This window comes from Polaromonas sp. CG_23.6 (assembly GCF_029892315.1).
Taxonomy (GTDB): domain Bacteria; phylum Pseudomonadota; class Gammaproteobacteria; order Burkholderiales; family Burkholderiaceae_C; genus Polaromonas.
The window spans coordinates 1,620,660-1,640,410 of record NZ_JARXUY010000001.1 but is presented as its reverse complement, the minus strand read 5'-3'; the positions used below and the strand labels follow the sequence as shown (position 1 = coordinate 1,640,410).

At 61.5% G+C, this 19,751-nt stretch carries 18 protein-coding genes; 3 read left to right on the top strand and 15 right to left on the bottom strand.

What is annotated here, in order from left to right:
* Positions 1-70: 70 nt before the first annotated feature.
* The 8 genes from fabG to H4V98_RS07710 all read right to left on the bottom strand — a co-directional run bounded on the left by fabG (position 71) and on the right by H4V98_RS07710 (position 7,101).
* Positions 71-817 (bottom strand): 3-oxoacyl-ACP reductase FabG, encoded by a 747-nt coding sequence (fabG, locus tag H4V98_RS07745; protein ID WP_196861691.1) that lies wholly within the window; start codon positions 815-817, stop codon positions 71-73.
* Entirely contained in the window at positions 814-1,764 is a 951-nt protein-coding gene (fabD, locus tag H4V98_RS07740) for an ACP S-malonyltransferase (RefSeq protein ID WP_196861690.1), read from the bottom strand. Before fabD ends, fabG begins: the two co-directional genes overlap by 4 nt.
* A gap of 90 nt (positions 1,765-1,854) precedes the next feature.
* The gene (locus H4V98_RS07735; RefSeq protein WP_196861689.1) at positions 1,855-2,499 is read right to left on the bottom strand and encodes a hypothetical protein; all 645 of its coding nucleotides are present in this window, start codon (positions 2,497-2,499) and stop codon (positions 1,855-1,857) included.
* Positions 2,477-3,832 carry a sialidase family protein gene (locus tag H4V98_RS07730; RefSeq protein ID WP_231374298.1) on the bottom strand — a complete coding sequence of 452 codons (1,356 nt, stop codon included), beginning with the start codon at positions 3,830-3,832 and terminating at the stop codon, positions 2,477-2,479. Before H4V98_RS07730 ends, H4V98_RS07735 begins: the two co-directional genes overlap by 23 nt.
* Before the next feature lie 89 nt (positions 3,833-3,921).
* A complete protein-coding gene (locus H4V98_RS07725) occupies positions 3,922-4,899 on the bottom strand; it encodes a beta-ketoacyl-ACP synthase III (protein ID WP_196861688.1) in 978 nt (325 codons plus the stop codon).
* Positions 4,900-4,903: 4 nt separating this feature from the next.
* Positions 4,904-6,016, bottom strand: coding sequence for a phosphate acyltransferase PlsX (plsX, locus tag H4V98_RS07720; RefSeq protein ID WP_196861687.1), 1,113 nt, complete (start codon positions 6,014-6,016; stop codon positions 4,904-4,906).
* Positions 6,017-6,101: 85 nt separating this feature from the next.
* A complete protein-coding gene (gene rpmF / locus H4V98_RS07715) occupies positions 6,102-6,284 on the bottom strand; it encodes a 50S ribosomal protein L32 (protein WP_029525548.1) in 183 nt (60 codons plus the stop codon).
* A 226-nt stretch (positions 6,285-6,510) separates the two neighbouring features.
* Entirely contained in the window at positions 6,511-7,101 is a 591-nt protein-coding gene (locus H4V98_RS07710; RefSeq protein WP_196861686.1) for a YceD family protein, read from the bottom strand.
* Between the two features lie 25 nt (positions 7,102-7,126).
* Between H4V98_RS07710 and H4V98_RS07705 the strand changes: the two genes are divergently transcribed.
* Positions 7,127-7,798 (top strand): Maf family nucleotide pyrophosphatase, encoded by a 672-nt coding sequence (locus H4V98_RS07705; protein WP_196861685.1) that lies wholly within the window; start codon positions 7,127-7,129, stop codon positions 7,796-7,798.
* Entirely contained in the window at positions 7,795-8,559 is a 765-nt protein-coding gene (locus H4V98_RS07700) for an SAM-dependent methyltransferase (protein WP_196861684.1), read from the top strand. Before H4V98_RS07705 ends, H4V98_RS07700 begins: the two co-directional genes overlap by 4 nt.
* Before the next feature lie 66 nt (positions 8,560-8,625).
* Here H4V98_RS07700 and H4V98_RS07695 read toward each other — a convergent pair whose 3' ends face one another.
* Genes H4V98_RS07695 through H4V98_RS07680 form a run of 4 tightly spaced genes read right to left on the bottom strand, consistent with a single transcriptional unit; the run spans position 8,626 to position 11,919 of the window.
* Positions 8,626-9,705, bottom strand: coding sequence for a S49 family peptidase (locus H4V98_RS07695; protein WP_196861683.1), 1,080 nt, complete (start codon positions 9,703-9,705; stop codon positions 8,626-8,628).
* 21 nt (positions 9,706-9,726) lie between these two features.
* Positions 9,727-10,092, bottom strand: coding sequence for a Rieske 2Fe-2S domain-containing protein (locus H4V98_RS07690; protein WP_196861682.1), 366 nt, complete (start codon positions 10,090-10,092; stop codon positions 9,727-9,729).
* 15 nt (positions 10,093-10,107) lie between these two features.
* Positions 10,108-10,767, bottom strand: a complete 660-nt coding sequence (locus H4V98_RS07685; RefSeq protein ID WP_196861681.1) for an HAD-IA family hydrolase — start codon at positions 10,765-10,767, stop codon at positions 10,108-10,110.
* 54 nt (positions 10,768-10,821) lie between these two features.
* The gene (locus H4V98_RS07680) at positions 10,822-11,919 is read right to left on the bottom strand and encodes an RluA family pseudouridine synthase (RefSeq protein ID WP_196861680.1); all 1,098 of its coding nucleotides are present in this window, start codon (positions 11,917-11,919) and stop codon (positions 10,822-10,824) included.
* Positions 11,920-12,608: 689 nt separating this feature from the next.
* Between H4V98_RS07680 and H4V98_RS07675 the strand changes: the two genes are divergently transcribed.
* Positions 12,609-15,974, top strand: coding sequence for an Rne/Rng family ribonuclease (locus H4V98_RS07675; RefSeq protein WP_280757414.1), 3,366 nt, complete (start codon positions 12,609-12,611; stop codon positions 15,972-15,974).
* Between the two features lie 436 nt (positions 15,975-16,410).
* Here the strand turns inward: H4V98_RS07675 and H4V98_RS07670 are convergent, their stop codons facing one another.
* From H4V98_RS07670 to H4V98_RS07660, 3 genes are read right to left on the bottom strand one after another with little or no spacing between them, the layout of a single operon-like run.
* Positions 16,411-17,700, bottom strand: coding sequence for a heme biosynthesis HemY N-terminal domain-containing protein (locus tag H4V98_RS07670; protein WP_280757413.1), 1,290 nt, complete (start codon positions 17,698-17,700; stop codon positions 16,411-16,413).
* Between the two features lie 38 nt (positions 17,701-17,738).
* Positions 17,739-18,884, bottom strand: coding sequence for a uroporphyrinogen-III C-methyltransferase (locus H4V98_RS07665; RefSeq protein ID WP_280757412.1), 1,146 nt, complete (start codon positions 18,882-18,884; stop codon positions 17,739-17,741).
* Positions 18,881-19,744, bottom strand: a complete 864-nt coding sequence (locus H4V98_RS07660) for a uroporphyrinogen-III synthase (RefSeq protein WP_280757411.1) — start codon at positions 19,742-19,744, stop codon at positions 18,881-18,883. Before H4V98_RS07660 ends, H4V98_RS07665 begins: the two co-directional genes overlap by 4 nt.
* Between the last annotated feature and the right edge of the window lie 7 nt (positions 19,745-19,751).

Genomic DNA, 19,751 nt, shown 5'->3' with positions numbered 1-19,751 from the left:
GTTTTTAACACTGTCAGGCACAGGCCTGACAGGTCGGCTTGCCCATGTTGCAGTTCAAACTCTGTTGCTTTTACATATACATTCCGCCGTTGACATGAAGTTCTTGCCCCGTAATGTAGGCAGCCTGCGGACTGGCCAGAAAAGCCACAGCATGCGCAATATCCTGAGGCTTGCCGAGGTGGCCAAGCGGAATTTGTCCGAGCAGTGATTTTTGTTGTTCCTCAGGCAAGCGGGCCGTCATGTCAGTTTCGATAAAGCCTGGCGCCACGCAATTGACGGTGATGCTTCGCGAACCCAGTTCACGCGCGAGCGCACGCGTCATGCCCGCCACGCCTGCCTTGGCAGCAGCGTAATTGGCCTGCCCTGCATTTCCCGAAGCGCCCACTACCGAAGTGATGCTGATGATGCGGCCGTAGCGCTGCTTCATCATGCAACGCATCACGGCCCGGCTCATGCGAAAAACCGCCTTCAAGTTGGTGTCAAGCACCGCGTCCCAGTCGTCATCTTTCAGGCGCATGGCAAGCATGTCGCGGGTGATACCGGCATTGTTGACCAGCACGTGCAAGCCGCCCAGTTCTGTGACGATACGGTTAACCAATGCTTCGGCAGCAGCGCCGTCGTTCACATCGAGAACCTGTCCGGAGCAGCCCGGATAGGCCGTCAGCGTACGGCTGATTTTGGCGGCACCTTCGTCGGTGGTGGCAGTGCCGATGACCTTCAAACCCCTTTTTGCGAGTTCCAGCGCAATGGCTGCGCCAATGCCGCGCGAGGCGCCCGTCACCAGCGCCGTCTGTCCTTCAAATATTATTTCGCTCATTCCAGCAGCTCCTTCACCGCAACCAGCGAGGCAGGATCGAACAAAGGCACCCCGATCAATTCGGGATCAACGCGTTTTGAGAGACCCGCCAGAACCTTGCCCGGCCCACACTCAACCAGTGTTGCCAGGCCTTTTGCCTTGATGGCTTGCACGCATTCGACCCAGCGCACCGGACCAAAGGCCTGGCGGTAAAGCGCATCACGGATGCGGTCAGGATCGGTTTCGACAGCGACATCCACATTGTTGATGACGGGAAATCGCGGATTTGCAAACTCGATGCGCGCAAGCTGCTCCTTGAGCCTGTCAGCGGCCGGCTTCATCAGGCTGGAGTGAAACGGCGCTGACACAGGCAAGGGCAACGCCCGTTTGGCACCACTTGCCTTGAGGATTTCACAGGCCTTGTCCACCGCCGCCTTGCTGCCGGCAATCACGGTTTGCATTGGGTCGTTAAAATTGACGGCTTCCACGATTTCAGCCGTATTGGCGCCAAATGTCCGCACAGCTTCAGCGCAACCATCAATGACTCTGGTGGCATCCATGCCCAGGATGGCAGCCATAGCGCCCATGCCGACAGGCACGGCGTCCTGCATCGCTTGCGCCCTGAAGCGGACAAGCGGCACAGCCTGCGTCAGGCTTAGCACGCCGGATGCAACCAGTGCCGAGTATTCGCCAAGCGAGTGGCCGGCAACTGCAGTCGGCGCCACACCGATTTCCGCCATCCACACCCGGTAAGCCGCCACACCAGCGACCAGCATGACCGGCTGGGTATTGGTGGTCAGTGCCAGCGCTTCCTTGGGGCCGCTCTTGATAAGCTGGCCGATATCTTCAGTCAGCGCGTCAGAGGCTTCAGCCAGGGCCTGGACCACAACCGGGTGGTCGCCCCAGGCGTCCAGCATCCCAACCGCCTGGGAGCCCTGGCCAGGAAAAACAAAAGCAAATGATTTCAAATGATGACTCCGGTTATCAATCGCATGGTGAGAATTGCGCTCATTGTAGAAAGGTGTATAGCCTGCAGAACAGGTTGTTTTTACAGTGCATCAAGGCAGCGAAGGCACGGCAGCCAAGACGCGAAGCCTGTACCAGTGCAACACCCCCCTCAGGCCAGTTTTGATGCAATGAATCATGGCCATAATCGCCAGCCAAGGGTCCATCAGGTAGTCCCAAAGATTGTTTGACTCCATCCATCCTGCGACCCAGGCGAGCAGTGCCAGGCCGACCAGCCCCGGCAGCAGCCGCAAGCCGGCCACCCAGCAGGCAAGCGACAGCATCAGCAAAATGCCCAGCATGCCAAATGAGCCCCATCCTGGCCGATAGGCATCCCAGTCACCCCATCCCAAGGCGGCTGGATACAGCACGGCCGCAGCCACGGCAAGGGCCCCATATACAGCCATCTTTTCAGACTCAGCCACGGCAGGCCAGTCAAACAGGCGCCGGCATAGGCTCAAACAGGCAAGTGCTACCAGCGTTGTACTCAGATCGGAACTGACACCCCTGACATAAGCTAGCAGCGGCAACTGTGCGGCGCCAAAAGGAAGCCACAACAACAAAAAACAGGCGATCAGGGCCCATTTGACCCACTGGGTCACACCGGTGCGGCTTGCCAGCAGGCGCAGGCCGGCTGCGCACAGCACCAGGTCAATGCCCAGCAGGGCCACCAGATCAGTGAGCGGCGGAATCAGCATGGTGGCTCATGTCAGGTTGAAGATTTTGCCGGGGATCGAGCCGGACATGCTTGATGCGGCTGCGGTGCCAGGTGTAAACCAGATGCAGATAGCCATCCCGGCTTTGCAGCAGGTAGGGGTAAGAAAACTCCTGCAGACAGGTGGTTGCAGCACACAGCTGGCGTTTGGCGCTGGCAATATCCGCCTGGGTTTGGTCCTGGCTGGCACCTTGCTTGCGGAGTTCATCGCCCAGCAGGCGTTCGTAGTCGCTGACCGACAAAGGCGTTTCAGGCGCAGGGGATGATTCCACGACCCACGGCACCGCCCCCTCGAACGAGCCTGCTGCATTGGCCTGCAGCAGCGCCAGCATTTCACGATTTTTCGGTTTCGGGTTCAGGGCAAGCCACTGCTGGCCTGAAGCAGTCACGACACCGGCGAGCGCTGAATCGGGGTTCGGCCAGGGGGTTGCATGGGTTGCCGACCAGGTTTTTCCTGCATCAACTGTTTCGGATGCCATCACGGCGGTGCTCTTGCCAGAGCGCATGTAAATTTGTGCCTCGCGGGCACTGCTCACCAGCACCACGGGCTGCAGGCTGGTCTGGCTGCCTGGAACACGCGTTTTGTCGAGCATGCGCCCCTGGGGACTGATGCGCAGTATTTCAGCGAACTTGGTCACGAACTCGTGGTACACCGGCAAGCCGATCTGCCCATTCTGGTAAAAAATCGGTGCGCCCTTGGCAAGCGTGCTGATGTTGAGGAAAGGCGAAGTCACCAATCTTGCAGGAAGGCTCCAGGACAGGCCGTCGTCAGTGGAGCGAAGCCAGGTGATGGAACTGCCCGCCCAGCCACCCAGCGAGACATTGACCATCCACAGCATGAGCGAGTCGTCAGGCATTCGGGCAATCACCGGATTGCCAATTTTTTTGACATACCGCCACAAGCCCTGCTGCAGGTGCTGGCGGTCCAGGAGCGTTGTCTCCTCACCCCACTGCTGATATGCCGCGTCCATCACGGCGGTCTTGATGACCACATCCCTCGCCCCTTCCCTCGAACCTGAAAACCAGACAGCGCGCAAACGGCCGTCACGCAGTTCGACCAGCGACGCGGCATGCACAGCCCGCCCCGGTGAAGAAGATACAAAGCGAGCATTAAACCCGAAACGGCCATCTGGCGAAGCTTGACGGACAGGCGCGACCACTGCGGGAGCGGCAGTCTGCACCGACGGCAAAACCTTTGTTGCAGACAGTTCCTGCCGGGGCATTAGCAGAAAATCATCTGCGGGCACGCGGTAGGCAATTTTCCAGCCGGCAAGAAGAAAAATAACTGTCAACGCCAGCGCCGCCAGCAAATTCATGCGGAGAGCAAAATGTGATCGGCTAAAGTTCAAACAGCCCCCTGCCAGAAAGGCAAGCGCCCTTGGACGCAGCGCAGCAAAAAACCATTTCAGTACTTGAGAAGCACGGCACCCCAAGTGAAACCGCCGCCGACGCCTTCCAGCATGACGACGTCCCCCTTTTTGACCTTGCCGCTGCGGACCGCCTCGTCCAATGCCAGTGGGATAGAAGCTGCCGAGGTGTTACCGTGCTGGTCCACCGTGACGATCAGTTTTTCCAACGGGAGTTTCAGTTTTTTGGCCGTGCTGTGCATGATGCGCAGGTTGGCCTGGTGGGGAATCAGCCAGTCAATATCGGCTTCGGTGAGTTCCGCCTTGGCAAGGGTGGCGCGGGCAGCACTTTCAAGCACCCCGACAGCCAGCTTGAAAACCGCCTTGCCGTCCATGGTGAGGAGCGGGCTGCCGATCACCTGGCCACCCGAAACATGGCCGGGAACGCACAGGATGCCAACATACTTTCCATCGGCATGCAGATCGCTGGCCAGAATTCCCGGAGTTTGCGAGGCTTCCAGCACCACCGCTCCGGCACCGTCGCCAAAAAGCACGCAGGTCGTGCGGTCGGAAAAATCGAGGAGGCGCGAAAACACTTCGGCACCGACCACCAGGGCCTTGCTCGCCGCGCCGCTCTTGATCATGGCGTCGGCCACACTCAAGGCGTAAACAAAACCACTACAGACCGCCTGCATGTCAAAAGCCGGGCAACCGGCTATTCCCAGCTTGTGCTGCAGGATGCAGGCAACCGAAGGAAACACCATGTCCGGCGTCGAGGTCGCGACGATGATCAGGTCGATGTCGGCAGCTTGCAGTCCGGCGGCGTCGATGGCGCGCCTGGACGCCTCAAGCGCGAGGTCGCTGCAGGTCACATCAGGCGCGGCAAAGTGACGCGCACTGATACCGGTTCGTTCGACAATCCATTCGTCAGAGGTTTCGACGCCCCTGGCGGCCAGGTCGGCGACCAGTTGGGCATTGGTCAAACGATTCGGCGGCAGAAAGCTGCCGGTGCCGGTGATGCGTGAATAGCGGGTCATTGGATTAATGTGCCGGGGTTGAAACAGGGAATTCGACAGGCAGGCCGGAAGCTGCCTGTGCGTCGTCGGTGGACTCCGCCCCTCGGGCGGCTACCAGCAGGGGCGCTGCATGGGCAATGCGTTCGCGCACCCTTTCCAGCAAGTTGTTCCGGGCTGCATCATAAGCCCTGCCCAAGGCCTGCTCGAATGCAAAAGCGTCCGCCGAGCCATGGCTTTTGAAGACCAGGCCGCGCAGGCCGAGCAGGGCCGCACCGTTGTAGCGCCTGTGGTCAAAGCGCTTTTTAAAGGCAGACAACACCGGATAGGCCACCAGCGCGGCCATCTTGGTCAGCAAGTTGCGGGAAAATTCAGCCTTGATGTAGTCGCCGATCATGTGGGCCAGGCCTTCGCTGCTTTTCAACGCCACATTGCCGACAAAACCGTCACACACGACCAGATCGGTCGTACCCTTGAAAATGTCGTTACCTTCAACATTTCCATAAAAATTGATGTCTCCCGAATCGGAAGCGGCCCGCAGCAGACGGCCGGCCTTTTTGATCATGTCGCCGCCCTTGATGGCTTCCTCACCGATGTTGAGCAGGCCCACCGTTGGCGAGGGAATGTCGGAAATAGCCGCGACCAGCGCCGAACCCATCACCGCAAACTGCAGCAAATGCTCTTCGGTGCAGTCCACATTGGCGCCCAAATCAAGCATCGTGGTGGCCTTGCCGGCTGCATTGGGCAACTGGGACGCAATGGCGGGGCGGTCAATGCCTTCAAGTGTTTTAAGCACATATCGGGCAATTGCCATCAGCGCGCCAGTATTGCCGCCCGAGACGGCGACCTGCGCGCGCCCCTCCTTGACCTGGTTGATGGCCACGCGCATCGAGGAATTCTTCTTGCGGCGCAGGGCAACTTCAATCGAATCGTCCATCGTGACGACTTCGCTGGCGGCAACGATCTCGCATCGGCTCTGGGTCAGCAACTCGGCATGCAGGGGATGGGCGGCAAGCACCGCAGGCTGGCCCACCAACAACAGTTCGGCGTCCGGGTGTGCCCGCAAAAAGGCCAGACTGGCCGCAAGGGTGACATCGGGACCGATATCGCCTCCCATGGCGTCGACAGCAATCCTGATCATGCGCGGCCCGGCCTCCTGAAGAATGAAAATTTAGGCAAAAGAAAGGCCCGCAGGATGAGTGCGGGCCATTGCTTGGAACGTGAAATTACGCTTCAGCTTTTGTTTTCAGCACCTTGCGGCCACGGTAAAAACCGGTGGGGCTGATGTGGTGACGCAGGTGGATTTCACCAGTGGTGGGCTCCACGGCGATGCCTGGCACATTCAGTGCGTTGTGCGAGCGGTGCATACCGCGCTTGGAAGGGGACTTTTTGTTTTGCTGGACAGCCATGATTCGCTCCTGCTAGGGGTGATAGTGTTGGTAAATTTCGCACCAAATTTCGAAGTCTGGTGAACTGCATTGCCCTGTTCAAGCTACAGAATCCAGCATCACTACCTTGGTACGCGAAGCCTTGGATTATAGCCCGATACGGCAGGGCCTCCAGTTTTGGTGACTCTGACCGTCACAGGACTGCCCTGAAAGCCTTGCGCGGCATCCCCCGAAAAAATGCAAATGGCTACTGGTTTTTCTTTTTCAGCTGGGCCAGGACTGCAAAGGGATTGGGCTTTTCGCCTGAGAAAGCTTCTTCGCCGTTCTCGCTTAGCTTGTTTCCCCCGCCAGTTCCACCAGCCAGCGCATCCTCGCCGACCTGCATGACCGGTGTCACAGGACATTCCTCGTGCATCGGCACCAGCGGCAGCGCCATCAGGAGTTCATCCTCCAGCACCGCCAGCAGGTCGAAATGCGGCTCCATGACCAGCAGGTCCTCCTCGGACTCGTCATCCTCGGCCATGGCGATCTCTTCAGTGGCCACAAAGCGGTACCACTGGTTAACCTCCAGCGGCGTGGCCACTGTGCCCATGCAGCGCTGGCAAGTCAGCGGAACCGATGTGTTGGCCCCCAGATGCAGCCAGACATCTTCTTCTGCGGCCGAACCGGGGCGCAACTCGGCGCGGGCTTCCCACTTGAGCATCAAATCAGGCGCCAGCGCTTGTGCCTCCTGCGCAAGGCGCTCCATATTTTGTAGCGGAATGGTTTCGATGAGCGGAACGCCTTCGCGGGCAAAGGCTTGCATGTTCAGCCGGGTGGCGTGATGAGATTTGGACATGCGTGCAGTGTAAGAGAATCAGTGCATGAATCCTGCGACCCTTCCTTCACCTGCCACCCCCGAAAAACCCGGTCTGCCCGCAACCCGCCCTGCGGCAGGTCGGCCACTGGTGCTGGGCTCCACTTCGCCTTACCGGCGCGAGTTGCTCCAGCGCCTGCAAATCCCCTTCGAGGTGGCCGCGCCAGAGGTGGACGAAGCACCGCTGCCGCAAGAAGCGCCCGATGTTCTGGCCGCACGCCTGGCGCTCGCCAAGGCGTATGCCGTGGCCAAAAACTTTCCTCAAGCGGTCGTGATCGGTTCCGATCAGGTGGCGGACCTGAACGGGCTCGCGCTGGGCAAGCCGGGCAACCATGAACGGGCGGTCGTTCAGTTGCGCCAGATGCGCGGCCAGACCGTTATTTTTCAAACAGCGGTCGCGGTGGTGTGTCTGGAAAGCGGTTTCGAGCAAACCGCGCTGGCAGCCGTCCGGGTGAAGTTTCGCGATTTGAACGATGAAGAAATTGAAAATTACCTGCGTGCCGAGCAGCCCTACGATTGTGCCGGCAGTGCCAAAAGCGAGGGACTGGGCATTGCGCTGCTTGAATCGATTGACAGCGACGACCCGACCGCACTGATCGGCCTGCCGCTGATTCGCACCTGCAAGATGATCCAGGCTGGCGGCATCGTGCTGCTGGCAAACCGAAAGGCCGCCCCATGAGCATCGCCAAAGGCAAACTCTACCTGGTGCCGGCACCGCTGGATTTCGGCTGCGACGAGCAGGCACCGCTGCACGACGTGATGCCCCCGGGCACGCTGGAAATTGCCGCCCGGCTGTGCTGCTGGATTTGCGAGAATGCCAAAAGCACGCGGGCCTACCTCAAGCGCATCAACGAATTGCACCCTTTGTCCTCGCCGGTCCAAGCGCTGCACATACAAGAGCTGCCGCGCGAAGTCCACAAGAAAGGCGACCATACCGGCCACTTTGATGCCCGCCCACTGCTGCTTGCCGCCATGGAGGGCCGCGATGTGGGCCTAGTCAGCGAAGCCGGCATGCCGGCGATTGCCGACCCGGGCTCCTCTGTGGTGCGTGCTGCGCACGATCTGGGTATTCTGGTGGTGCCGCTGACGGGCCCGATGTCTCTGGTACTGGCGCTGGCGTCAAGTGGGCTGAACGGACAGAACTTTGCGTTCGTTGGTTACCTTCCGCAAGACCCTTCCGGCCGCGCCCAGCGCATCCGCGAACTCGAATCGCTGGCCCTGAAAACGGGCCAGACGCAGATTTTCATTGAAACGCCTTACCGCAATGCCGCCTTGCTGCAGAGCCTGCTGCAAACCCTGCAGGGCAACACCCGGCTCGCCCTGAGTTGCGGCATCACGCTGGCCAGCGGTGCATCGCGAAGTGCGCTGGCCAGCCACTGGAAACGCGACAAGCCATTGCTGCCGCTCGATTTACCGACTGTTTTCTGCATTGGCCGTTGATCCATCTGCGCATTGAAAAGACGCAAAAAAACCCGCGACTTGCACGGGCTTTTTTGCTCGGCCTGTTTAACGGAGCGCAGGAATGGCTTGGAAGGCCTTCATTGCACCCTCGCCCATGGCAGCACCAAACTTCTTGGCCAGGCGCTCGGCCACGTTGTCGCGGCGTGTGTAATCAATGATTTCCTCCACCTTGACGACCTCGCGGGCGACATAGTCGAGATTGCCAAGTTGATCTGCCAGGCCGAGTTCCACCGCCTGCTGGCCGCTCCAGAAAAGCCCGGAGAACATCTCGGGCGTTTCCTTCAGACGGCTGCCGCGCCCTTTCTTGACCACCGCAATGAACTGCTGGTGAATCTGGTCCAGCATGCTCTGGGCGAAGGCTCGCTGCTTGTCGCTTTGCGCGCTGAAAGGGTCGAGAAACCCCTTGTTCTCACCGGCTGTCAACAAACGGCGCTCCACCCCAAGCTTGTCCATCAGGCCGGTAAAGCCAAAGCCGTCCATCAGCACGCCGATGCTGCCGACGATGCTGGCCTTGTCGACAAAAATCTGGTCGGCGGACACGGCAATGTAATAAGCAGCCGATGCACAGCTTTCCTCCACTACGGCATAGACCGGCTTCTTGTGCTTGGCCTTCAGGCGCAAGATTTCGTCATTCATCATGCCGGCCTGCACCGGGCTGCCGCCGGGAGAATTGATCAAGAGCACGATCGCCTTGGAACCCTCGTCCTCAAATGCCGTGCGCAAGGCAGCGTTGACAAACTCGGCGCTGGCGTCGGCACCCTGGGCAATTTCACCCTTGATCTCGATCACGGCGGTGTGTGGCACGCTGGCGTCGATGGCCGGGGTGCCGCGCTGCAGCGCCATCCAGAGCAATACGACAAAAAACAGCAGCCAGGACAGACGCACAAAAGTTTTCCATCGGCGCGTGGACTTTTGCTCATTGAGCGTGGCAAAGACCAGCTTTTCCAGCGTTCCGCGTTCCCAGCCGGGAACGCTGGACGCATCCGCTGGAGAGGACTTTCCTTTCGATGCGGCGTTCTCTTTCGCCTGCAGGGCAGTGGGTTGCAACGGGTCGGGCGAGAATCCCGGCTCCCGGGACGCATCATAGGAGGGGTCGGAATTACCGGGTCGGTTGGAATCGTTCATGGGGCTAGTTTAGAGAAGTATTTAAAACGGCAAGGGCTTGAGGTTGTAGGCAGCGTGCCAATAAACCACACCGGCCTGCTCGGAAAGCATGACCTTGACCAGTCCTCCACGGCACGGACCGCCAGCACACTGCCCGGTATCAGGCCGATAGGCCGCACCGTGGCTGGCGCACAGCAGCCATTGGCCGCTGTCGTCGAACACCCGGTTGGGCAGCCAGTCCAGTTCCATTGCCACGTGGGTGCAGCGGTTCAGGTAGGCCTGCGGCAGGCCCTGAAAACGGATGGCGAACGCGCGGCAGGTCTGACCGGCGTAGACGACGTCAAAGCCCACGGCCAGCCCGCCCTCTGCCAACTCGCGGCTGTTGCAAAGCGGCAGCGCCTCGTCCATGGCGTCAAGCTGCCATCAGCCGTTAGCCAGCAGCCATTGGTGCAGGCCCTGCACCGAATGCGCCACATGCAGCGGGTTCAGAACGGTAAACGTAGACGGCTCATGCGCGCCATAACTCACGCCGACGCTGGCGCAGCCGGCGTTCAGCGCCATCTGCAGGTCGTGCGTGGTGTCGCCGATCATCAATATCCTGCTGGCTGGCAGGTCAAACTGCGCCATCAGTTCATGCAGCATCAGTGGATCGGGCTTGCCGGCGGTTTCGTCGGCGGTGCGCGAGCCGTCAAAAACGCCTTTGAGCTCAACGCTTTGCAGGGTTTCGTCAAGCCCGCGCCGTGACTTACCGGTCGCCACCGCCAGCAAATGACCACGGGCCTTGAGCGCGTCCAGCAATGGCAAGACGTCTTCAAACAGGCTCAGGTCATTGAAATGGCTGGCGTAATGGTGACGGTAGCGCGCGCCGAGCTCCGGGTATTTGTCGGGCGAAACGTCGGGTGCGGCATGGGCCAACGCCTCCATCAGGCCCAGGCCGATGACATAGGCGGCGGCTTCCGGGGTCGGCTGCCTGCCGCCCACATCGCAAACGGCTGCCTGGATGCAGCGCACGATGATCTGGGTGGAGTCGTAAAGCGTTCCGTCCCAGTCGAAAGCAATCAGGTCAAAATTTCGAGTATGCATGCGCCGGATTGTCGCTGGACGGCATGACCGATGCGTGAGATAACGCGGAATTTTTCACGAATCGCCGGGTTCCGCAGAAGCCTCGGCGGTTCGGTAGGGCAGAAACTGCTGCAATTCTGCCGGCAAGGCCGCCTGCAACTGCACCGCCTTGCGTGTCTTGGGGTGGTTGAACTTCAGGCTCCAGGCATGCAGAAACATGCGTTTCAGCGAAGGCGAGCCAAAACTGTTTTTTTGCAACGTTTTGTTCAAATCAAAATCGCCGTACTTGTCGTCGCCGGCAATCGGATGGCCCTCGCCGGCCAGATGCACGCGGATCTGGTGCGTGCGTCCGGTCTTGATGGTGACTTCAAGCAGGCTGAACGGCGTGTCCGGCACCAGCGGATTGGCAGCAATCTGGCTTTTCACCTTCACCAGCGTGACGGATCGCATGGCATCCGGATGGTCGTTGGCAACGATCTTGACGCGCCGCTCGCCGTTGGGCAACAGGTATTTGTGCAGCGACTTGTCGATCACGCGCAGCTTGGCGGGCCAGTTGCCACTGACCAGCGCCAGGTAAACCTTGTCGGTTTCGCGCTCGCGAAACTGCTCTTGCAGCAGTTTTAAAGCCATGCGGCGCTTGGCGATCAGCAAAATGCCGCTGGTTTCGCGGTCCAGCCGGTGCACCAGTTCCAGAAAATCGGCCTCGGGCCGGGCCATGCGCAGCTGCTCGATGATGCCGAAGCTCACGCCGCTGCCGCCATGCACGGCCACGCCGGCCGGCTTGTCGATGGCCAGCAAGAAGTCGTCCTCGAACAGGATCGGAAACTCGGCAGCGGGCGCGTAGCCGCCGACGGTCGAGCTGGCGCCGTGGCGCGCCACCTCTAGCATCACGCTTTGCATGACCTGGGCTTTTTGCTCGGCCCGCTCCGAAGTGCGCACCGGCGGCAGGCGCACGATGTCGCCGGTCTCAACGCGGGTGTCGGCATGCGCCCTGCCCTTGTTGACGCGCACTTCACCACTGCGGATGATGCGGTAAACATGGGTCTTGGGCACGCCCTTGAGCTGGCGGATCAGGAAATTGTCGAGCCGCTGGCCGGCGTAGTCCTCGTCCACCGTGACCAGCGTGGCTTGCGGCACGGTGGCTTGCGCCACAAGGGTTGGAGTCGATGGCATGGCCTGGAGAATTGGCGGAGCCACTGCAGGAACGGGGCGAAATGGCGCTTTTGTCGGACGTTTTGCCTTGCCAGAAGCTGCCCCTATAATGTGTTTCACTAGCGATACGCTGTAAGTAGTTGATTTGTCTGGAGTTTAGTCCACACCAATCCAAAGCCCCTGAAAAGGTCTGCAAACAGCCTCGCTGGAAGGTCGATGCCACTGGTGGCAATGGCCCACTAGCGACGCGTGCCAGGCACCTCGCGACACGGGAATTGCCATGCAGACGAGTCGATGCTTTGCGAATAAAACCACGGAATATCAAGGGATGCAGCTTCAGGTCAAGAGCTTGGGGCTGCGTCCGGATCCAGCTGAGATCAAGTCTTTTAACGGGTCACCCTCTGATGACAACACGGGTCAGTCTGATGTTTAGTTGCCTGCCGCGCCACCTGGCCCTGCTTCATGGCATAAATCAGCCTGTAGCCCTTGCACAGCGGGCGCAAAAAGCTATTAATTTTATAGCAAATCCTGTCAAATACCTGCTCACTCCATCCACGCGCCTACGCCCAGACTGACACGGGCCGACCGACAACCGGTCGGCCCGTTTGCTGTCAAAAGCTCTCCGGCAATTCCCCACGTTTGCATTGCGTTGCTCCCGGCGTCGTTCAGCCATTTTTGGGCTTTAGAACGAAGAAAAGTTAGGAACACTCATGAAACGCATGCTGGTCAATGCCACCCAGTCCGAAGAACGCCGCCTGGCGATTGTTGACGGACAAAAACTCCTCGACTACGAGATCGAAATCGAAGGGCGCGAACAGCGCAAGGGCAACATCTACAAGGCCGTGGTCACCCGCGTCGAGCCATCGCTCGAGGCCTGCTTCGTCGATTACGGCGAAGACCGCCACGGCTTTTTGCCATTCAAGGAAATCTCCAAGCAGTATTTTGCGCAAGGCGTGTCGGTCAGCCAGGCGCGCATCAGCGACGTGATCCGCGAAGGCCAGGAACTGCTGGTCCAGGTAGAAAAAGAAGAGCGTGGCAACAAGGGCGCGGCGCTCACCACCTTTGTCTCGCTGGCTGGCCGCTATGTGGTCTTGATGCCGAACAACCCGCGCGGCGGCGGCGTGTCGCGCCGCATTGAAGGCGAAGACCGGGCCGAGCTCAAAGAAAACATGGACAAGCTGGAATACCCGGCCGGCGCCAGCATCATTGCGCGCACCGCCGGCATCGGCCGCAGCGCGCCCGAACTGCAATGGGACTTGAACTACCTGCTCAAGCTCTGGACCGCCATCGACGGTGCCGGCAAGGGCGGCAAAGGCGCCTTCCTGATCTACCAGGAATCGAGCCTGGTGATTCGCGCCATCCGCGACTATTTCAACAGCGATATTGGCGACATCTTGTTCGACACCGACGATGTGTACGAACAAGCCCGTCAGTTCATGGCGCATGTGATGCCCGAGCATGAGCACCGCGTCAAGCGCTACCGCGACGACGCACCGCTGTTCTCGCGCTTCCAGATCGAGCACCAGATCGAATCGGCCTATGCCCGCACCGTGCAACTGCCCTCGGGCGGCGCCATCGTCATCGACCACACCGAAGCGCTCGTATCTGTTGACGTCAACTCGGCCCGTGCCATCAAGGGCGGCGACATTGAGGAAACCGCAACGCGCACCAACCTGGAAGCCGCCGACGAGGTGGCGCGCCAGATGCGCCTGCGCGACCTGGGCGGCCTGATCGTCATCGACTTCATCGACATGGAAGAGTCGCGCAACCGCCGCGATGTCGAAAACCGCCTGCGCGATGCGCTGCGCCAGGACCGTGCCCGCGTGCAATTCGGCACGATCAGCAAGTTTGGCCTGATGGAAATGAGCCGTCAGCGCCTGCGCCCGGCGCTGAGCGAAGGCGCATCGATTCCCTGCCCGCGTTGCGGCGGCTCCGGCCATATCCGTGACACGGAAAGCTCGGCGCTGCAGATTTTGCGCATCATCCAGGAAGAGTCGCTGAAAGACAGCACGGCTTCGGTGCTGTGCCAGGTACCGGTCGATGTAGCGTCTTTTCTGCTGAACGAAAAACGCTCGGAGATCAGCAAGATCGAGATGAAGCAGCGCATCAACGTGCTGCTGGTGCCGAACAAGACGCTGGAAACGCCCAACTACAAGCTGGAGCGCCTGAAGCACGACGACCCGCGCCTGGACAACATCGAGGCCAGCTACAAGATGGCCGACGAAGCCGACGACGCCACACCCGTGACGCGCCGCAGCCAGGAAAAGCACAACAAGCAGGAACCGATCATCAAGGGCGTGCTGCCCGATGCACCAGCCCCGATGGCTCCCCCCAGGCCGGTGGCAGTCGCCCCCGTGGCTGCCAAGGCGCCGCCTGCGATGCCGGTTCATGTGCCGGCAGCTGCGATTGCCGAAAAGGGCTTGTTCGGCTGGATCAAGAACCTGTTCGGCATGGCCGAAACACCCGAGCCAGCACCCGCGCCGGTTCTCCGGGAAGTGAAAAGGGATGCGCCGCAAGAAAGTGCATCGCGCGAAGGCGGGTCTGGCGAAGCACGCGGCGAACAGCGCTCCGAGCGCGGTGGTCGCGCGGAACGTGGCGGTCGCCCTGAAGGCAGCCGGAATGACGGTGGCCGTGGTGACGGCGGCCGGAACGATGGCCGGCGCAGTGGTGGCCGCGGACGTCCTGACGGCGCTGCGCCTGAAGGTCGCGGCGAAGCACGTCCGGACAGCCGTGGCAGCGAGCAGCGCCGTGAACGCAACCCGGAAGGCCGCACCGAGGGTGGCCGTCCCGAGCGCCAGGAACGACAAGACCGCCAAGAACGTCCAGCCGGTGAATTCCGTGCAGAAAACCGAAGCGAAGGCCGTGGCGACAGCGAATCCCAGCCGCGCAATGAAGCGCAGGGCCAGGCCCGCGAAAGTCGTGGCGGTGAGCGCGGCCGCACCCGTGAAGGCCGTGCCGAGCGACCAGAACGCAACGAGCGGCCCGAACGCGGCGAGCGCATTCCGCGCGATGCCGTGGAGCAGGACCTGGCACTGGCCAACCAGGCGGCCATGGCTGCAGCCATGGGTGGCGACGTCGCGGCACCTCGCCAGGAACGGTCGGCCGAGGAAAACGGACGTGACGGCGAGCGCCGCCCTGTCAACGGGCGCGATGAAGCGCGCACTGAAGGCAACAGCGAGCAGCCACCGGTCGAAGGTCGCCGTGAACGCAATCCACGGAGCGGTGAACGGGGAGGCGAACGCTCCGGCCGTCGCAATGAGCAGCGGGACGAGCGCAACGACGGCTCTGCCGCACCAGCTGCAATCGCGCAAGCGGACAGTTTCGATGCGGCACATCCGGCGGTCGTGTCCGGCCAGCCCGGTGTGAGCGAAGCAGGCAGTGCACCGGCACCGCTGTCATCATCGACCGACGTTCAGGCGCGTCCCGAAGGCCAGGAAGAAAGCCAGGAGCGACAGCCACGCGAACGCAAGAGCCGTGACCGCTATGGCCGCGAACGTCGTGAGCGGAGTGACCGGGGCGATCCAGCCGTGCAAGGTGGGGAAACAGTAGCCAAGGCCAGCGCTTTTGAGCCAAATCCGCCTTATACGCAGGATGGACTAGCGTCTGCAGCGCCTGAATTGGCAGCACCGCAAGCCCTTCCAGTGGCTGCGCTCGAAGAAGCGCCTGTTGCCAATGTGTCGCCAGCGTCAGCGGCCACCGCGCTACCTGTCTCGGCCCCGGTACATGCACCGGCACCGGCACGGGCAGCGGCAGCGGCAGCGGAGCGCATGCCCGCAGCGTCAGCGCCAGTTGCAGCACCTCAAGCCAAAGCCGGCAGCCTGCCGAAGGTTCAGTCTTATGACCTGCCTTTGCAGGACCTGGCCCAAGTGGCCGAGGGTTCGGGACTGCAGTGGGTCAACTCCGATGCCACCAAGATTGCCGAGGCGCAGGCCGCCATCGCCGCCGAAGTCAAGCCTATCGTGGTGAAGCGTGAGCGCCCTGCCCCGGTGGTGCAGGAGCAAGCGCCTTTGGTGCTGGTCGAGACCAAGCGCGACTTGGGCAGCATGCCCCTGCCGTTCGAGAAATCGGCCGACTGACCTGACCTGGCCGGCCGCCTGGATTCCTAGAAACGGGACACCAGGCAAAGCCGAACCGTCAAGGCCGCATCCCATGGGATGCGGCTTTTTTTTTGGCTGTTGAAGCGGCCGGCTTCAGGTGCATGGGGCGTTCATCAGCTCTTGTGGATTTTCGAAGATCTCACGTTCAAAGCGCACTCTGATTGCCGGCTGTGCAGCAAAATCCAGCCAGCGCCAAACGCGATGTGCAGATAAGCGGAATCGGCTTGCTCAGCGATTGGTTTTAGGTATTAAAAAAGCAGTTTGCGCAAGCTGTACATAAACTATTTGCTATTTATTAAGTAGCAAATTAATGTTTTTCAGGTTGTGATCGCCAGACAAATGGATTCTTCAGCAGCGGCACCATAAAGTATCCCCCTGCATGCGAGGCAACAAAAAAAAAGCAGGGAAACACCCGTCAGGGCTGTGCGGCGCGCTTGTAGGCTTCGGTGGCAGCGCCATCGTCCTGGCGCTGCTCGGCCAGTACCGCCAGGGCGCGCCAGGCGTTGCGGTGCAGCAGCCGGTCTTGCAGGGCCGGCGCAGCCTGGCTCAAAAGCTGCCGCGCTTTTCCCCAGAGTTGCCGGCTCAGGCAGGCCATGCCGGCCAGATACAGCAAATTGGCATCGTGCGGCCGGCTTACCTGAGCCGCCTCAATGCGCGCCAGCCATTCGGCGTCGAGCGTGTCCATGCCGCTTTCCAGCACCGTGATCAGCTTGATGCGCAGGTTGTCACCCAATTCGGAACGGGGTTCCAGCATGCGCTCCCACACCGGCACGAGCCAGGAACGGGCCAATGCTGCATCGCCATGCATGCTCATCAGCCGGGCTGCCGCATGCACGCTCACCTCGGGCAGGGCGCGTTCGCTGTCGTCCAGCCCTGTCCAGGCTTGCTGCAATTGCACCGGATCATGGGCTTCGTCGAGCAATTCCAGCGCCAGACCACGCAGGATGCTTTGCGCTGCAGCCGGCGAGAATGCACGATGCTTGGCCAGCAGGCGCGCGGTTTCCAGCGCTGCCAGTGTTTGCCGTCCGTAACGGGCGGCGCGCAGCTTCATGCGCAGGGCCAGCGTACGGCGCGACGCACCCTGCGGCAGTTGGCCGAGCCAGTCAAGCGTAGCGCCGGCGTCATGGTCTTCAAGCGACCAGCGGGCGGCGCGAAACAGCACGCCTTCGCGCACTTCCTGGGCATGGCGGGCAGATGAGTTTTGCAGGGCAAGCGCCAGATGCTGGTTGCGCAGCGCCTTGTTTTGCAACGCCTGCGCGCTTTCGGCCACCAGCAGGTGTGACAGCGAGCGCAACTGACTGGCCAGACTGTCGCTGTGGCCGATGGAATGCCCGGTCGTTTCAGTTGTCACGCCCAGGCTTTTTTCCTGTGCCAGCGCATTCTGGGCCGACTTGCTCGAGCGGATGAAGCGCCCGGCCATCAGGTGCGCCAGGGCGTCCATCAGCGCGCCATACATGGCGCGCTCTTTTTGCTGCGCGCGCCAGCGCCGCGCCTCGACCGGCAATGAAAACAGCGCCGACAGTGCGCGGGAAGCCAGGTACAGCAGCATGAACAGCCCGACCAGCAGCAGCACTGTCAGGTTGAAAGACACATCGATCCGGTGCGGCGGCCAGAACACCGTAACGACGGCCTGGTTGTTGCCGGCAAACAGGGCGACCGCGACGGCGATGCCGAACAGGGCGATGAACCAGAGAGCGGCGCGCATGGTGTGGTCTGACCTGGCCTGTGTGTGACGCTGGGCGCTTAACGGCCGGCGGCCGCAGTGGCGAGCGCGGCCAGGGTTTCGTCGAGCCGGGGCAGATCCGTGTTCTTGAGCTGGCCCTGCACCTGCACCAGCAACTGGCGGGCAGCCTGGGTCTTGCGCGCTGAAGCGTCAAAATATTTGCCCAGCCAGTTGCCGGCATTGATCAGGTCGGCGCGCGCGGCATCGGTTTGACGCGACAGCAGCGCCAGGCGCGCATTAAGCAGCCGCAGCTTGAGGTTTTCGCGCAGAAAAAAGGCCTGCTCTGGCGCCAGCAGGGCGGCTTCGGGCTGGTCGATGCGGCTCACCCGCAGCAGCTGGCTGGCTTCCAGCCACAGGCTGCCCGCCACCCGGCTCGACCAGGCACGCAGCGCGAGCGTGTCAACACCTGGCAGCCAGGACGTCTTGCCGGGGTCCGGGGGATCGCCTATGGGCTTGGCCGCCACGACTTCGACCGGACGCGGAATGCTGTTGTTGGCCACTTCGTTGACAACCGGCAGTTCGTCCACCAGCCGGGCCAGTTCGTCCAGCTTGAGCATAAGCGCCGGCACGTCGGCAATGTTGGCGCCCTTGACGCGCTCGATGTCACGGGTAACGGCGCGCTGCAGCGGATTGAGGCGCGGCTGCGCAGCGCGTGTCAGTCGGGTTTCGGCCGATTTCAGCGCGGCCAGCAAAGGCTCGGCGCTGCCGGTCAGCAAGGCGCGCTGCTGGGCCAGGCGCAGGTCGGATTCGACATCGACGACCAGATTCTCGTCACGCGAGCGCGACAGGCTCTGCATCAGTTCTTCGATCTGACTGCGCTGCAGACTGACTTCGCTCAGCCGGGTTTCCAGCAGGGCCAGGCGCACCGCCTGCGCTTTGGTACTGTCCTGTGCATCCTGCGCCAGAGTGCGCGCTTCGATGGACTGCGCGCTGGTGTCGGTCGTGCGCCGCGCAAGTTCCTCCTGAATGGAGCCCAGCTTTTGCCACAGTGATGCACTGCCCAGCAGGCCGGCTGCTGCCAGGGCCGCAACGCCCAACGCCCAGCTGCGCGGCACCAGCCACGCATCCAGCGCCGGGGCGGCGGAAGGCACGCCACGCGCTGGCACCGGCTCTGCGGCAGGTGGCGGGTGGTTCAACGGGGGCAAGGCTGGAGGAATGTCACTCATGGATGCTGCAATTCTATCGAGCCAAGCGTCTGCCGGATGTCCTGGAGCGCCGGGCGTGACTCCACAACAACACCCCAACCAGCGGCACGCACGGCCTGGGCGATGCGGGGATGGGTGGCTATGGCGCGGGCACGGCACCAGTCCATACCTTGCAAACCGGCCAGCTGGAGCAGATGACCGACGGCTTCGGAGCTGCTGAACAGCCAGACCGAGCCATCGGCGCTGGCCTGGCGCACACGCACAATCTGTGCATCGGTCAGCACTGGTGCACGGCGCTGGTACACGCCGACAAAATCGACACTCGCGCCGGCATCCTGCCACTGGCGGGAAATCCAGTCGCGCCCGGAACTCGCGCCTTCTGCGCCAGCGCTCTGGCCGCGAACAATCAGCACTTTGCGGCCCTTCCAGTCGCGCGTGCCGATGGTTTGCCACAGCGACTCGGAATCGAACTGGCGCGCATCGGCTGCCGGCGCATCGATTTGCGCTGCCGGCACGCCAGCAGCCCGCAGCGCGGCCACGGTGCCAGGGCCGGGCGCCATGAAACGCATGTAGGGAGGGATTGCCAAAGAATCGCCATCTGCTACGTTATTAATAGCTGCTTGCGCTTGTGCAGCATGCGCAAAGTGCCTTTTTTGCTTGAAAAAATGATTGACGGCATGGCCGCTGACGAACATGCAGGCGGCGTAATCGCTGAGTGCCTGCCAAGCGTGGTCTAGCGCTTGCGCATGCGTGGCGCCTGTAAGAGCTGCAATGTCAATCAGCGCCAAGGCCTCGGCGGGAATGCCTTCCTGCGCCAGTTGCTGCACCCACAAGCCGGCGTCGGGTTCGGGCCGGGTGACGATGATGCGGGCAGTTGTCATGCAGTGA